General features: G+C 42.0%; 14 protein-coding genes, 1 tRNA gene and 1 pseudogene. 14 read left to right on the top strand and 2 right to left on the bottom strand.

Annotated features, from left to right (window positions below; all coding sequences use genetic code 11):
* Nucleotides 1-119: 119 nt before the first annotated feature.
* The 6 genes from Q0C11_RS05510 (at nucleotide 120) to Q0C11_RS05485 (ending at nucleotide 2,668) form a co-directional block, all read left to right on the top strand.
* A complete protein-coding gene (locus Q0C11_RS05510) occupies nucleotides 120-383 on the top strand; it encodes a hypothetical protein (RefSeq protein WP_293006460.1) in 264 nt (87 codons plus the stop codon).
* 145 nt (nucleotides 384-528) lie between these two features.
* Complete coding sequence (locus Q0C11_RS05505; RefSeq protein ID WP_293006458.1) at nucleotides 529-939, top strand: hypothetical protein; 411 nt, start codon at nucleotides 529-531, stop codon at nucleotides 937-939.
* Nucleotides 940-969: 30 nt separating this feature from the next.
* Entirely contained in the window at nucleotides 970-1,317 is a 348-nt protein-coding gene (locus Q0C11_RS05500) for a hypothetical protein (RefSeq protein ID WP_293006456.1), read from the top strand.
* 36 nt (nucleotides 1,318-1,353) lie between these two features.
* The gene (locus tag Q0C11_RS05495) at nucleotides 1,354-1,806 is read left to right on the top strand and encodes a hypothetical protein (RefSeq protein ID WP_293006454.1); all 453 of its coding nucleotides are present in this window, start codon (nucleotides 1,354-1,356) and stop codon (nucleotides 1,804-1,806) included.
* A 210-nt stretch (nucleotides 1,807-2,016) separates the two neighbouring features.
* Nucleotides 2,017-2,166, top strand: coding sequence for a hypothetical protein (locus Q0C11_RS05490; protein ID WP_293006452.1), 150 nt, complete (start codon nucleotides 2,017-2,019; stop codon nucleotides 2,164-2,166).
* Nucleotides 2,167-2,251: 85 nt separating this feature from the next.
* Nucleotides 2,252-2,668, top strand: a complete 417-nt coding sequence (locus Q0C11_RS05485) for an antirestriction protein (protein ID WP_293006450.1) — start codon at nucleotides 2,252-2,254, stop codon at nucleotides 2,666-2,668.
* 526 nt (nucleotides 2,669-3,194) lie between these two features.
* On the opposite strand, the gene Q0C11_RS05480 is transcribed toward Q0C11_RS05485, so the two are convergent.
* Nucleotides 3,195-3,425, bottom strand: a complete 231-nt coding sequence (locus tag Q0C11_RS05480) for a hypothetical protein (RefSeq protein ID WP_293006448.1) — start codon at nucleotides 3,423-3,425, stop codon at nucleotides 3,195-3,197.
* A 124-nt stretch (nucleotides 3,426-3,549) separates the two neighbouring features.
* On the opposite strand from Q0C11_RS05480, the gene Q0C11_RS05475 reads away from it, so the two are divergent.
* The 7 genes and pseudogenes from Q0C11_RS05475 to Q0C11_RS05445 all read left to right on the top strand — a co-directional run.
* Entirely contained in the window at nucleotides 3,550-4,284 is a 735-nt protein-coding gene (locus Q0C11_RS05475) for a hypothetical protein (protein WP_293006446.1), read from the top strand.
* A 108-nt stretch (nucleotides 4,285-4,392) separates the two neighbouring features.
* Nucleotides 4,393-6,954, top strand: coding sequence for a DUF3631 domain-containing protein (locus Q0C11_RS05470; RefSeq protein ID WP_293006444.1), 2,562 nt, complete (start codon nucleotides 4,393-4,395; stop codon nucleotides 6,952-6,954).
* A 144-nt stretch (nucleotides 6,955-7,098) separates the two neighbouring features.
* Nucleotides 7,099-8,280 (top strand): site-specific integrase, encoded by a 1,182-nt coding sequence (locus Q0C11_RS05465; protein ID WP_293006442.1) that lies wholly within the window; start codon nucleotides 7,099-7,101, stop codon nucleotides 8,278-8,280.
* A gap of 1,042 nt (nucleotides 8,281-9,322) precedes the next feature.
* Complete coding sequence (locus tag Q0C11_RS05460; protein WP_293006440.1) at nucleotides 9,323-10,363, top strand: SGNH/GDSL hydrolase family protein; 1,041 nt, start codon at nucleotides 9,323-9,325, stop codon at nucleotides 10,361-10,363.
* A 172-nt stretch (nucleotides 10,364-10,535) separates the two neighbouring features.
* A tRNA-Asn gene (locus tag Q0C11_RS05455) sits at nucleotides 10,536-10,605 on the top strand.
* Nucleotides 10,606-10,911: 306 nt separating this feature from the next.
* The gene (locus Q0C11_RS05450) at nucleotides 10,912-11,205 is read left to right on the top strand and encodes a GIY-YIG nuclease family protein (RefSeq protein WP_293006438.1); all 294 of its coding nucleotides are present in this window, start codon (nucleotides 10,912-10,914) and stop codon (nucleotides 11,203-11,205) included.
* Nucleotides 11,205-11,343: pseudogene (locus Q0C11_RS05445) on the top strand (IS3 family transposase); the annotation flags it as partial. The gene Q0C11_RS05450 and the pseudogene Q0C11_RS05445, both read left to right, overlap by 1 nt.
* A 132-nt stretch (nucleotides 11,344-11,475) precedes the next feature.
* On the opposite strand, the gene Q0C11_RS05440 reads toward Q0C11_RS05445, so the two are convergent.
* Nucleotides 11,476-11,652, bottom strand: a complete 177-nt coding sequence (locus tag Q0C11_RS05440) for a PLDc N-terminal domain-containing protein (protein WP_292919839.1) — start codon at nucleotides 11,650-11,652, stop codon at nucleotides 11,476-11,478.
* A gap of 893 nt (nucleotides 11,653-12,545) precedes the next feature.
* On the opposite strand from Q0C11_RS05440, the gene Q0C11_RS05435 reads away from it, so the two are divergent.
* Nucleotides 12,546-12,782 carry a thioredoxin family protein gene (locus Q0C11_RS05435; RefSeq protein ID WP_292920178.1) on the top strand — a complete coding sequence of 79 codons (237 nt, stop codon included), beginning with the start codon at nucleotides 12,546-12,548 and terminating at the stop codon, nucleotides 12,780-12,782.
* The last annotated feature ends 363 nt before the right edge of the window (nucleotides 12,783-13,145 follow it).

The following is a 13,145-nucleotide window of genomic DNA, read 5'->3' as shown; positions in this document are numbered from 1 at the left end:
CTTTTTCCAATAATTTCAATTTATTGCAGTTCAACTTCACTTTCTTCCACTCAACCCAAAGGGCCAACCATACCTACCATTCAATTATCCCCCAATCTTCATCAATCAGGAGACCTCACATGGCAAATCGACCCAGACGCAACCTTCAATCTGCCGGACAATTACTCGAAAAAGCAGCTTCAAGCTTATTCCGCTGGGCAACCACCGATCACTCAGGCATAGGGAAGATGCGCAAGCTTATGCCTAAGCGGGGATTTCTTGATGAAATCCTGGACATTCTGGTGTTTTCTCTGATTGCCGTATTCGGCGCTGTTTTACAGGCAGCCTGGATATATATTCTGATCGCCTATGGAATTCCGTTCTTGATTTATGGCCATTTCTGACCTCCCCCTCCCCTGAATATTCCAAAAGCACGCTCGTCCATGCACGACTTATTTTTGTGCAACTTCAATAGCAAATTCTGATTGTTTTCATAGTAGCTCAAGTTTCATAACCGCTCAATTTATACATACTTCCAAGGAGATCTTTATGCTCATCCTGAATGGCCCCCTATTATCAAGAAACATCAATGATCCCGATATCCGAGCAGTAGTTGAACAGCGCTTTACTCAAATCCTTTCAGGTGAACCCTACGATTACGTTCTGCATGGTTACATGATCGTGGTTGAACCTCATGACAGTATCGAGTTCCTGGAAGAAGAAACGCAGTGTCCCATCTTGCATAACTACTTCGATGACACTCGATTCGGTGATCCCGATTTCACGCCTTGCTTTGAGGCACTGGAGGAACACGACAAGTGTTTTGAAATGGTATTCATCCTGAACGATGGAGGCTTTGGCATCACAATTTTTATTCCCAAGCAATCAGGCATAAACGCAGATTTATTGGTGATGTGTGCTGAATACGCAGTACCTGCAACAGCCCTGTCACAACTCTGAATTTTCCAATTCAATTTCCAGGAGGTTTCTATGAACGCACTTGTCTCTGACATTGTTGCAATGCTTGATGAACGTCTGCGTGAAGACTTTGAGGAACGCGCCGGAATTATTGAGTTTGATGCTGAATTGCCACGGGATCATGCTGAGTGCCTGGCTTTACTCGATGTACTCCAAAGATATCCGCATGTGTTAACCGGCGCTACTTTATTGCAGGTCAAATTAAAAAATGCAGTCTATATGGGGCTAACGACAGATATTGATCATGCACGAAGATACCTAAAAAATATCGGGGGTGTCGAGATTACTTATCTTAATCTAAAAGATCTTATCGATCACCAATTTGGGGGAGTCTGCAGAATCGACATTGCGCATTTCTGACCATCTTATATGAAATAACCTAAAAAGGAGTTCATCATGAAGCAAGTCACAACAGAACCTGATATCCGCATCCTCAAGGTAGCCACCTGCCCTTCTCTTTCCGGCAAATCAACACTGACCTATCAAATCGGCTGCAGTGGTGAATCAAATATTCAATTTCGTGTGGTCACCAATACCGGCGGGGGTTTCTTCAGCAAGGAATGGATCGAATTGAGTACCATTCTTGAAGCTTTTAATGAGCGTAAAAAAGATAAGCCAATTGTTTCCTTGCTGCTCTATCCGCTATTTAAGGGCAAATCACTCAACACGCCTGCATTTCTTTTGGCAGTATTGAAGCAGGAAGGTTTGGTGAGTCCCCTGGAAGATAATCCGAAGCACTATACACAGTTGCCATCTGATGCTTTTATGGCTGACGTCGAGAAATTAATGCAGTCGACCATCGATCCCAAGGTTGATGGCAGCAAGAAGAGTAAATCCAAGAAATTCTAGACTCACCCAGCTAGTTGAAGTCCGCAGTTCCCTCAATAGTTCCATCCATAAATCCTGGCAGTACAACACAGCAGTAACTTTTCAACAAATCGGCGGTGCAATACCGACCGTATGCCGAACCTGTTTCACTTTTCTTTTTAATGGACTTTTTCAGTGACGCTGCTCGTCATCGGAAGAGTCTTTTTTTATTTCCCAAAAGGAGCAATTACTATGTTATTCCAAAACTATCTAATTGATGCAGTCAACGATGTCATTGCCTGGGATATTCCCGACGAAGCATTGGCTGAAGCTGTCATAGCTCAAGCCAGTTTGATGGCCAGAGTCAATCCCGATGAGATGACATTGTTTGATTCTAACTGAGTCGTCTTGCTGTTTCACATCGACCTATTCGGAGTGGTGCATTCAATTGTGCTGCTCCGTTTTCTTTTCCAAAGGAGCATAAATCATGACCGATCAAATCATCACACGCAGGCAAGTAGCCGACGATCAACGTATCAATCACACAGCCAATATTTTTGGTGTTCAGTTTCCACTGCGCTTTGAGCCTTCAGTCTATCGTTTTACCGAGCTGATGGCAGCTGAATATAACGGCAGATATTGGGAGTTTTACGCATTGAGTAACGGCGGGTTTTATATGGCACCCGATTTAAATAAAACATTTCAGGTGAGCTGTGAGAATGGCTTTGAGGGGAAGCTATCCGGGGATGCGTTGGGCATCACAGTTTGTCTGTATGCTTATAGTCATTTTTCCTTCAGCGATCATGCGAGATTGGCTGAAGCTTGTGCACGGCAGTATCATTGGCTGCGGGATTACATGTTGGAGCATGAGGAGGCAAGGAGTATTTTGGGGGCTATTGACTGACACTTTCAGGGGGTGGAGGAGACGCAAAAATTTCCGGAGATCCAGCCATGGTAGATGCGTTGCGTTTCCGGAATTTTTTGTAGCGGACACGTTTCGGATTATCCGCAACGCGAAGATCCATACGGGCATTCGTTCTCCAGCAAACGTTGCGGCGTTGCGGCAATTTTCAGGGAGGTGCGAGGAACCCCCGTCGCAGTCTGAATTTTTTTGTTTTGACATCGATGGATTAATTTACAGGAAGTTATTTTTAAGCATTCTCTAAGATTATCCTGACAAATGACCGCTTATATATATATAAATTTAAATGAAATTTCAGCTGCATGTTTTCAGGCTAAGAATTTATTCCAGATACTCTTTAGATTGTAATAATATATATTCCTTATCATTCAGTTTTGATGGACATTAGCTCAAGTCAAGTCTATAGATTTGGATAACAATATATCAATATCATAGCTACTATCATTTATCACCATACATAACATCTATAAGAAATAAATTAATAATAATAAATAGATAAAATATTATTTTATGTTCTGGATGAATCTACCTTGGGGAAAGTCATTATTCTGCATTTTTTCAAATTCAACCAAGAGGCGCCCATACCGATTCTTGGGAATTTCGCGCGCGCCCACTTCCCCGCCCCCTCCGGAATTTGCCGCCACGCCGCCACGTTTTCCCGAAAGCCATGCCCTGCAAGGATCTCCGCGTTGCGGATAAAAGGCAACTCAACCGCCGCTGAATTTTCCACACCACTCATTTCCTTGCTAGGCATCAGCGTTGTGACGTTGCACATTTTTTTGAGAACACGAGGCTAATGAAATTAGTAAGTTTTAAATATATATAATTCAGTGTAGATCTGAATATTGCGAAGCATCAATGTCATGAATGACCCAGAAAATAAAAACAATGATTTAAATATAAGTCGTCCTATTGTGGATAGAGACAACGCTGTAGCTAATTTGCTGGGTTGGAAAGATGCAAACTTGGACTATGGAGCACCATCATTATTGAGTCAATTGAAGCAGGGTCGAGACAAAGCCATGCAGGAATTTCTCGAAGCAGAAGAAATCAGTAGTTCTGCCAAGAACAGCGAAGCACATACAGCTCTTGCTGAAAAATGGGCAGTGGTAAAGGAATATGAAGTGCTACTCGATAAAGCCAAAGCGTATTTTCGAGATATCAACGATGAAATCGAAAAAGGAGAATTATCCGATCTGCGAATAGATCAGCGATCTGCCTACGAAATTCAAGAAGAATTTTTCACACAAGCAAGCTTTGAGTTGTGGGTAAGAAAGAAATATCGTCGCTCAATTATCTTCCCAGCAGCTACGCTTGAAAGCAATTTTTCTCTAACAGGCATCAGTACGAATGAAGATAACAATCAGAAACCGAAGAAACAATCGAAATTGCGTGAGCAGGAAGAAACCATATTGGCACAAATAGAAAAGCTTGGGCTTGATCCAAAAACACTAGCCCCTAACCATTCCGGCAAGAAAGGTATTAAGTCTAATGTCAGAGAGTTACTCAAAGATGATGAATTATTTGCAGGCAAAAGTGTTTTCAATAAAGCATGGGAAAGATTGAGTGAATCTAAGCTTATAGCGTATGAGAAATAAGTATCCTCCCCCAAAATATATAATGGGGGATACTTGCGGGGGAGGATAGTTCAGTCATTAATCTTTGTATCGTTATCAACAATGGCCGAAAGCCAAAAGGAAAAAACGATGCATGATCAATCATCTACAATTCTAAGTAACACTCCGCTGTCAGATTGGCGCGGTTCAATCACAACATTCAACGGCTTCACCGGCATTAAGCCTGTTCTAGAGCTTGACAACCTGTCTTGGATTGAAGTTTGCAAGAAAGTCTGCCCAAACCAGCCAGCAATTATTGATAACAAAAAGGCTGCGCAGTATTTTGTGCCGTGCTTGCTTAAAGAATCCCCCTTTGTTGGCAAAACTCTCGAGTTCGCAATCCAAAACGGCCACCCAACTACGGGAAAAATGAGATCCAAGAACCATGTCACAAAATCCGCGATGCTGCTCATGGATATCGATGGCATTTCCGAGGCTGATTTTAATACCGGTTTAGCTAAAATTGAAAGTGATAACCTCACTTATATAGCATTCACGACTCATTCACATGGTAGCCCTATAAAACCGGGCATGCGTATTCGCTTGATCATACCGCTTGATAAAGCTATTGATGTTGAAAAATACGCCGCTGCATGGCGTGGATTCGATCAAAATTATTGGAACGGTTTAGCTGGGAGTGCGGATTCATCGGGCGCTAACCTTTATCAACAGCAAGGAACATGGTGCTGTCATTCCTCTCGAGTAGAGCAGGCACAATCATGGAGTAACGAGGGTGGCGTCGCCTCAGTAGATGCATTGATTAAATTGGATAAATTTGCACAAGTGGATCCACCAACTCCACCTAAGGCTAACCTAAATAGAAGCAATAGTGGTATTAATGAAAACAAAGACTATCCCCCCTCGGATGCCAACAAGGTTGCAGACCAATGTAAACAAATCAGATTATTTCGAGACGAAATGGGCGCTGACCAAACTGAGCCTTTATGGCACGATTGTCTTGGCGTGGTGGTATTCTGCGAAAATGGAGAGGAAATTTGCCAAGAATGGAGCTCCGGACATTCTGGATATGATCAATCCAAAACCCAGAAAAAACTACTCACTCGCCAGAAGACTCCACCGACTACTTGCGATCAGTTCATAAAATCAAATCCTTCCGGTTGCCAAGGTTGCATTCAAAAGTGTCATAGTCCGATAACACTCGGCTGGCTTGATACATTCGACCACAATAAGACATTCAGTAGAAAAGCTGGAGATATCTCTAAAACTGATGAAGAGGTGATTGCGTCACTTGCAGCAATGCCCCGCATGGAATATGACCGCATCCGGCTTGATAAAGCTAAGGAACTGAATGTACAAGTAAAAACACTGGATACGCTTGTTAAGGAAACTCGCAATATTGAGAATAAAAACGAAAACAACCCTTTTCACAAAGCCGACCCTTATCCAGATCCAATTGTCCCGGCACAATTACTGGATGAAATATCAGCAATAATTTTGCGCTTTATCATATTGGACGCAGAGCAGGCCCACACCGTAGCTTTGTGGATTGCACATACATATTTTATCGATATTTTTGATACTTCTCCAATTGCCATTATCAACGCTCCTGAAAAGGCGTGCGCTAAAACATTACTGCAATCGCTCATTGCAAGAATGTCTTATCGTTCTTTGTCAGCATCTAACGCTTCTGCGTCAGCATTATTCAGATCTATTGAATTGTGGAAGCCAACTATTTTTTTCGACGAGGCGGATACTTTTTTTCGGGATAACAGAGATTTGCAAGGATTGGTTAACGCTGGCTATAAACGCGAAGGATATGTTTTACGAAGTGAAGCGGTGGAAGACAATTTCATACCGCGGCAATATTCAGTATATAGCGCAAAATCTATTGCAGGCATAGCCCTTCAGAAACATTTGCCGGATACCACAATGAGCCGCGGGATTGTGTTTAATATGCGTCGTAAATTACCTCACGAATCAGTAGTACGTATGCGCAATGCCGATAGCAGAGTATTTGAGGATATCAAATCAAAATTGACTCGCTATGCTCAAGATTATTCTCAACAGGTAAGGCTTGCTCGACCCGTTCTAACCGATGAATTATCAGACCGGGATCAAGATAACTGGGAGCCTTTACTTGCCATCGCACAGAGTGCCGGGGCTGAATGGCTGCATCGGGCTAATGTCGCTGCTCTTAAACTTTCCAATACTGGAGAAGCACATGTGAGTTCTGGCAATGAATTACTCGCAGACATTCGTTATATTTTTGAATCAAGGGATTGCGAGAAAATAAGCACGGTTGATTTAATCGAAGCCCTTGTGACTGATGATGAAAGTCCGTGGGCGACCTACAATTATGGCAAGCCGATAACTCCGCGACAATTGGCAAAACAGTTAACTGGGTATGGAATCAAATCGAAAACCGTTCGCTTGGGTAACTCCAGTACACCAAAAGGTTACGATGTCGAGCAATTTTCTGATGCGTTCGCCCGCTATCTACCCCCAACATTGCCGCCCCAGAGCAACGTTTCTCCCGAATCCATTAAGGATGAGATCGGGAGCGTGGAAGTTAATCCTCCACCTGACTGCATCCTTAATGATTCTGCAACACCCATTGCCATGTTGGAACTCGATTGTGACAGCGGTGAGAATAAAGCGGAAGTTACCACTGAGGCCATTGATGTTTATTAATCTTTGCCAACAACTTGCAGCATACAGAGTTGGCATTCCAAGTTACAAATATTGAAATAATTCTTAAAGATCGGCTCTCGGCGCATTTCAGTATGTATTTGTGCCGATCTTTCCCATTTCCAAATATCACCAGAGGATATAACAATGATAACTAAACTAACTGAATCCATTATTAAAAATGGCCTTCATTGTCCGGAGGATAAATCCCGAATCGAATTTTGCGATTCTGAATTACCCGGACTCTATGTTGAAGTCCGTGCTACCAGCCAAGGCCAGGGCACATACTATTTAAGATATAAAGACAGTACCGGTAAAACCTGCCATCAGAAGATTGGCCGCACCACCGATATCACATTAGTTGAAGCACGCAGACAAGCTAAAACTATGAAAAGTGAAATTATTGCTTTAGGCAAAGACTTTCGCGGGGAAGAGAAAGCAAGGAAAGCAATTTTAACATTCAGCGATTTTTTTGAAAATCATTTTTTACCCTATGTGATTCCCAGGAAACGATCGTGGAAGCGCGATGATGAACTATACCGGTTACGGATCAAGGCTAAATTCGGTCATAAGCGTCTCAACGAAATCACTCGGCAGCAGATCCAGTTGTTTCATACCGCATTGATGCATGAAGGATTGGCCGCTGCCACTTGCAATCATCATATTAAGCTGCTTAAGCATGCTCTCAATCTCGCGATTGATTGGGAAATGCTGCAAACGAATCCCGCATCCCGTATCCCTCTTTTTCACGAAGACAACAAGGTTGAAAACTATCTTGAGCAGCATGAATTAGAGAGATTATTGAACGTACTCCGAACCGATGATAATCGTTCAGTTTGCTTAATTGCCATGTTTTTACTCAGCACAGCTGCCCGCCTCAATGAAGTTTTGAGAGCCACCTGGTCTCAAATTGATCAGCACACAAGGGTTTGGCGCATTCCAGCATCAAATTCCAAATCAAAACGTGTACGAGCTGTGCCGTTAAATGACAGTGCCATAGAAGTTTTGAGTCAACTGGATACTGAAGGAAAATTTGAATACTTGTTTATAAATGCAAAAACCAAACTACCTTACGTCACGATTCATAAGGTTTGGGAACGACTACGCAAGAAAGCGGGATTGTCGCACATAAGATTACATGATATCAGACACTTACACGCTAGCCTGCTCGTAAACAGTGGCAGAACTCTGTATGAAGTACAGCAAATTTTGGGACACTCATCCCCTTCAGTGACACAACGATATGCGCATCTTTCAACCAAATCATTACAAGAAGCATCCGATAGTGCATCCGTAAAAATAAAAGAGGCAATGATAAAATCGATGTAGAAAAATGGGCGAAAATTGCGCGCCGGGCTGGCGAAAACTGGACCGACTCGTGCCCAAAGTTGTCCGCTTCGGGGCCGTTTAGGGGTGAGGATGGCTGCCCTGTTAGCTCCCGCAAGCGTTGCGTCTCGGGTAGTTTCTGGGCAAATCCGGCACTTTTTCCCGCCCTGCCTTGCCAGCGCTCAAACTCCGGCAACTAGGCTCGGGATCGTTCGGATTCAGTTCGGAAGAAATTTTAGTATTGGATTGTTTTCAATCATTTTTTTTGAAAATGGGGCAAATGGCACCCATAAAAGTTCGGTTCTAGTTCGGTTTCACGGAGATTAATCATTAGGAAATAAAAAAGAATTTACATTTCTTCAGCTTTGAAACCATAATTTCCGCTGTGAGTGCTTCTTTTAATCCGTTGGTCGCCAGTTCGATCCTGGCACGACCTACCAAATAGAATAGGGGTTAGCTTAAACGCTAATCCCTTTTTTATTTAGCGCATATAAGACATTTTGAATCATACTGTTATCCAAAGACAGCACTTCGATATTTCCCGTAAATTAAGCAGGATAAATCGATTTGTCGGCTCTGGGTCGAACTTATGTAGATCTCTGTTTTAGAGTTAATTTTCTGTGTAAAATGACGCACAACTAATGTCATTGGATATTTCTCCCATTATCACAGCAAATGCAGTTGTGCAGAGGTCTTAAACTTGGTGAGCTAATGTGTTTCTTAATTTAGCCTATCACCTGTCGGTGATTGTTTTGACGATATATATTAATATCTTAGATCATTTAATGCTAGCGTGAGCTTAGCTTCAGAGTTGTGGTACCATTCATTAAAATGATCGTAGCAGCATAGGCGTAACTTTTCCAGTTGTGGCGATTTAGGCACTATACGAGGGTTATCAATATTTCCTCGCTGAAAATAAATAATCTTGTCGCCCCCGAGAGCACTAGAGTTTCAAATGTAAAGCCCAACCTTATGATTCCTTTTTATGGTTAGCTCGATTGCAGTAGAAGTTCAAATAATCTGTACCTATAAAGGAGATTAAAATTTGAAACGGGGCCTGATTTATCTCACGTCGTTATTATGTGGCTTTTTGCTTAGCTTCAATGTTCTAGCCACTACTACCTTCAGCAGTGTTTATGTTTTCGGCGACAGCCTGTCGGATGCAGGCAGCAATCCTTCAGCAGTCTTAAGTATATATAATTTGCTGGGCGGTAACTGCGATCCCTCTCATCCTTGTCCGCCATATGTGGATGGTCATTTTTCGAACGGCCCGACTGCTGCCGAATATCTTGCCAACTCTATACTTCCAGGTGGCGCTAATCCGACCAATTTCTTCAGCTTTGCTGTTGCTGGTGCGACAAGTGGTATCGGTAATTATGGTGACGGAGGGTCGGCTCTTGCTACGGGTTCGTTTGGGCTTCCTGGTATGCAACAGGAACTGGGGAAGTATTTGTCACTTTCGGGGGGTAGTGCTGATCCCACTGGATTGTATTTTGTGTGGGGAGGCGCAAATGATTTTCTGACATTCGATTCTCCTATCATCGCCGCACAGAATATAGCGAGCCATGTTGTCGCGCTGGCGAATATCGGAGCCACCCATATACTTATTCCCAATCTACCTGATCTGAGCCTTACCCCTTTTATACAAGATGAAGGTCTGATTCCCCAGGCTCAAGCATTTTCACTAGGCTTCAATGCCGAGTTGGCCTCGCTAATTGACGGATTGAATCCAATGTTTCCAAGTGTAGATATTATTGAATTCGATACCTTCAGCGTCTTTAATAATGTTGTAACAAATCCGGAGCTTTTTGGTTTTTCTGATGCACATTCTGCCTGTCTTTCTTTACTTTTTGATGCTTGTGCGAATCCGGATGAACATTTATTTTGGGACGGATTACATCCAACTAGTCATGCACATGTGCTTATTTCCTCAGCCATTGTAAGTGCGATTCCAGAGCCAGAAACCTACATGATGCTGTTGGTAGGTTTAGGTTTTATCGGTTTTATATCATATCGCATGAAAGAAACTACTATGAAATCCGGATCTAACATCAATCGAGTCATGTATGTAACTAGGAAAGGTTAATACTAGAGTTGAAAGTACCAGTAAGATTGTTTGGCCGTGATTCGTAATAATTTCAGGTGAACGCAGATCTGGCCGTTATGTAGCGGCTTTGATGAGGGATGATACGCTTGCTCTCATTCAAGAAATAAGGCTGGAAGGCACAGTTTCGGTGTCTATTAACTTTTTCAGTCAAAACGCAATGATGCTAGAGTCCCAGACTGTTAATTTGTTGGTCGCCAGTTCGATCCTGGCACGGGCTACCAAATAGAATAGGTGTTAGCTTAAAACCTAATCCATTTTTTATTTTGAGCATAACAAATAGTTTTGAATCAGATTATTAGCGATACCCACTACCAGGAATCAAGGCTGAAAGATTGATGGCCAGCACCGAACCTAACTTATACAGAACTCAGATTGTTGATTAATTTCCTGTGCTGCATATGAATCAATAGCAATAATCATCAAAATAATTTTTTAACGCTGCTAAGGTAAAGAAAAATTTAGTACCAGCTGGCACAAATCATCAGGTAGATTAACCAATCTAAATTTTGAGGAAAACGCAGAAAATCATGCGCTGGACAGTCTACATATTGGAATGTGCCGATTCAACTCTCTATACCGGTATTACTACAGATCTACCCCGCCGGATCACTGAACATGAATTGGGGAAAGGAGCACGATATACCAGCGGCCGCGGGCCATTTCTACTTGTACATCAGGAATTCCACATAAACAGAGCAGAAGCCTCAAAAAGAGAAATCATAATAAAGGCGATGACTCGCGCCAGAAAGTTAGCCCTGATTCAAGGAGTTCCGAAAAATGAGAAAGATCTGGCAGAACTTTTACTCGTTTCCATGGATTGAAAGATAATTGCTACGAGAATTCACCTATGAATAGCTTCTGTAGAATGCTCAGAACCGAACTTGTACATCATCGTATATACATATACTCGCCAGCGGATTACCGAATATTTAGAAATCTTCTCTAACCCTCAAAGAAAATAGAAAAGGCTGGAATATTTGTCACCAGCACAATTTAGGCAGCGATAATCTACCTGCTGCTTAAACCGATGGACTCCATTTTTGACAGCACATACCACTTAACGTACTGTCTGAATTTGCAAGGCCAATTCTTTATCTAGGACCTAAAAAATACCATAGAATCAGACCAACTATAGGCAGAAGCAATATTAGTACTATCCATAGCACTTTGTTTCCTGTGCCCGCTGAACTTTGTACAACCTTAACAATCGCCCAAACATTAAGGACTAATAAAATAAGACCAGAAAGGCCACTTACTTCAATACCCATAATTTATTTCTCCATATTTATTAAAATAATCAAATCTTGAATTAATTCAGAAGTAATCAACTAATCCAAAATAACTTTGGGTAAAAATCAGGAAGAGAAAATTACCTACGTAACATTTGGACCTTTCCTAACATTTTACTCAAAACAAGCGACTTGAAACAGATAACTAGCATGCCTACAGGTGACGAATTACAATTCACGCTGCCGTCGGTGTATGAAATAAATCTCAGCAAATGTGATTTCCACCGGCACTCGTTGATATTCGCCTTGCCCAGCACATCATTTCCGCTGAGGCTTAATGGTTATGCAGCGTGAACGCGGTAACCGTTATAATTGTCTTTTAAGGCTTCGAGTTTCTTTTTTAAATCGTGTGCATTCCAAAAAGAGACTCGCGCCTGAGTGGACGTCTTGAGTATTACGTTACTTTTTAAAAAACGCTTTGAGTTCATGAACAACGACCAAAAGCCAAACAAGAATCGATCGATAGTTAGTTAGTTAGGATAGGAGCCCTTTGCCGGGATTGGTTGATGCTTAATGAGTAGGCTGTCTGGCCCGTGCATCGCCCGGCCCCACTAGTTTCGCGAGTGTGATAAGAAAATGCAAAACAAGTAAAAGGACTGTTCCCATTGATCTCGATACTACGCCTGTCCGTGATAATTACAAGGCTGGTAACGGGATTAATTTATGGCTAGAATTAAAAATTCGCCATGCACAGGGTGAATTCAAGGTGTTATTAACGAAATGGCTTGAAACAGAAGCGTTGCTGACAAAAATGCACAGAACTCTGATTTATTTCCTGCGTAACATTTAACACTTTCCTAACTTTTTACCCTATAATTTCGGGCGTACTGTGACAACAATTTCAAGCAGTAACTTATTGGAGATATACGTTAATGAAAAGCAAAGCAATTTTCTACCATGCAGGATGTCCTGTGTGCGTTCAAGCAGAACAAAATGTTGCCAATGCACTTGATCCAGAGAAATATGAAGTTGAATCTGTTCATCTTGGTACTGATAAATCACGTTTGACTGAAGCTGAATCCGCTGGGGTTAAATCTGTTCCTGCCTTGGTTTTGGATGGCACACCATTTCACATCAACTTCGGTGCGGGTATCGAAGCTTTGAAATAAGCTTTTTGTTACAGGTAGTGTGCCGAATATCATTTTTGCACACTACAAGTTAAACGGTCAAAATTGGTAAAGAAATTATTAATCAATTAGTTGAAATGTTCTGTAGCATTGTCGAAAGAAAGCTGATATCTGGTTAATTTTATCAAGCGTACAGTTGGTCTTGACGCGATTATCTTGCCAACGCATAAAATTTCTCAGCAAAAGACATCTTGTCAGCTCCCTCCTCCATCATCTGACCTTTGCGAAGGCTATGTAACAATTAATTATTGAATTGTTTGTCCAACGTGCATTGAGATATAGAGGTGTGCACAATGAAATCAACGGAATTCAAAGCATGGATGGAATTGATTGAACGCATGAGTC

It is taken from the genome of Nitrosomonas sp. (assembly GCF_022842015.1).
In the GTDB taxonomy this organism is placed as follows: domain Bacteria; phylum Pseudomonadota; class Gammaproteobacteria; order Burkholderiales; family Nitrosomonadaceae; genus Nitrosomonas.
The sequence above is the reverse complement of the archived record's forward strand: the minus strand, read 5'-3'. Positions and strand labels throughout refer to the sequence as shown.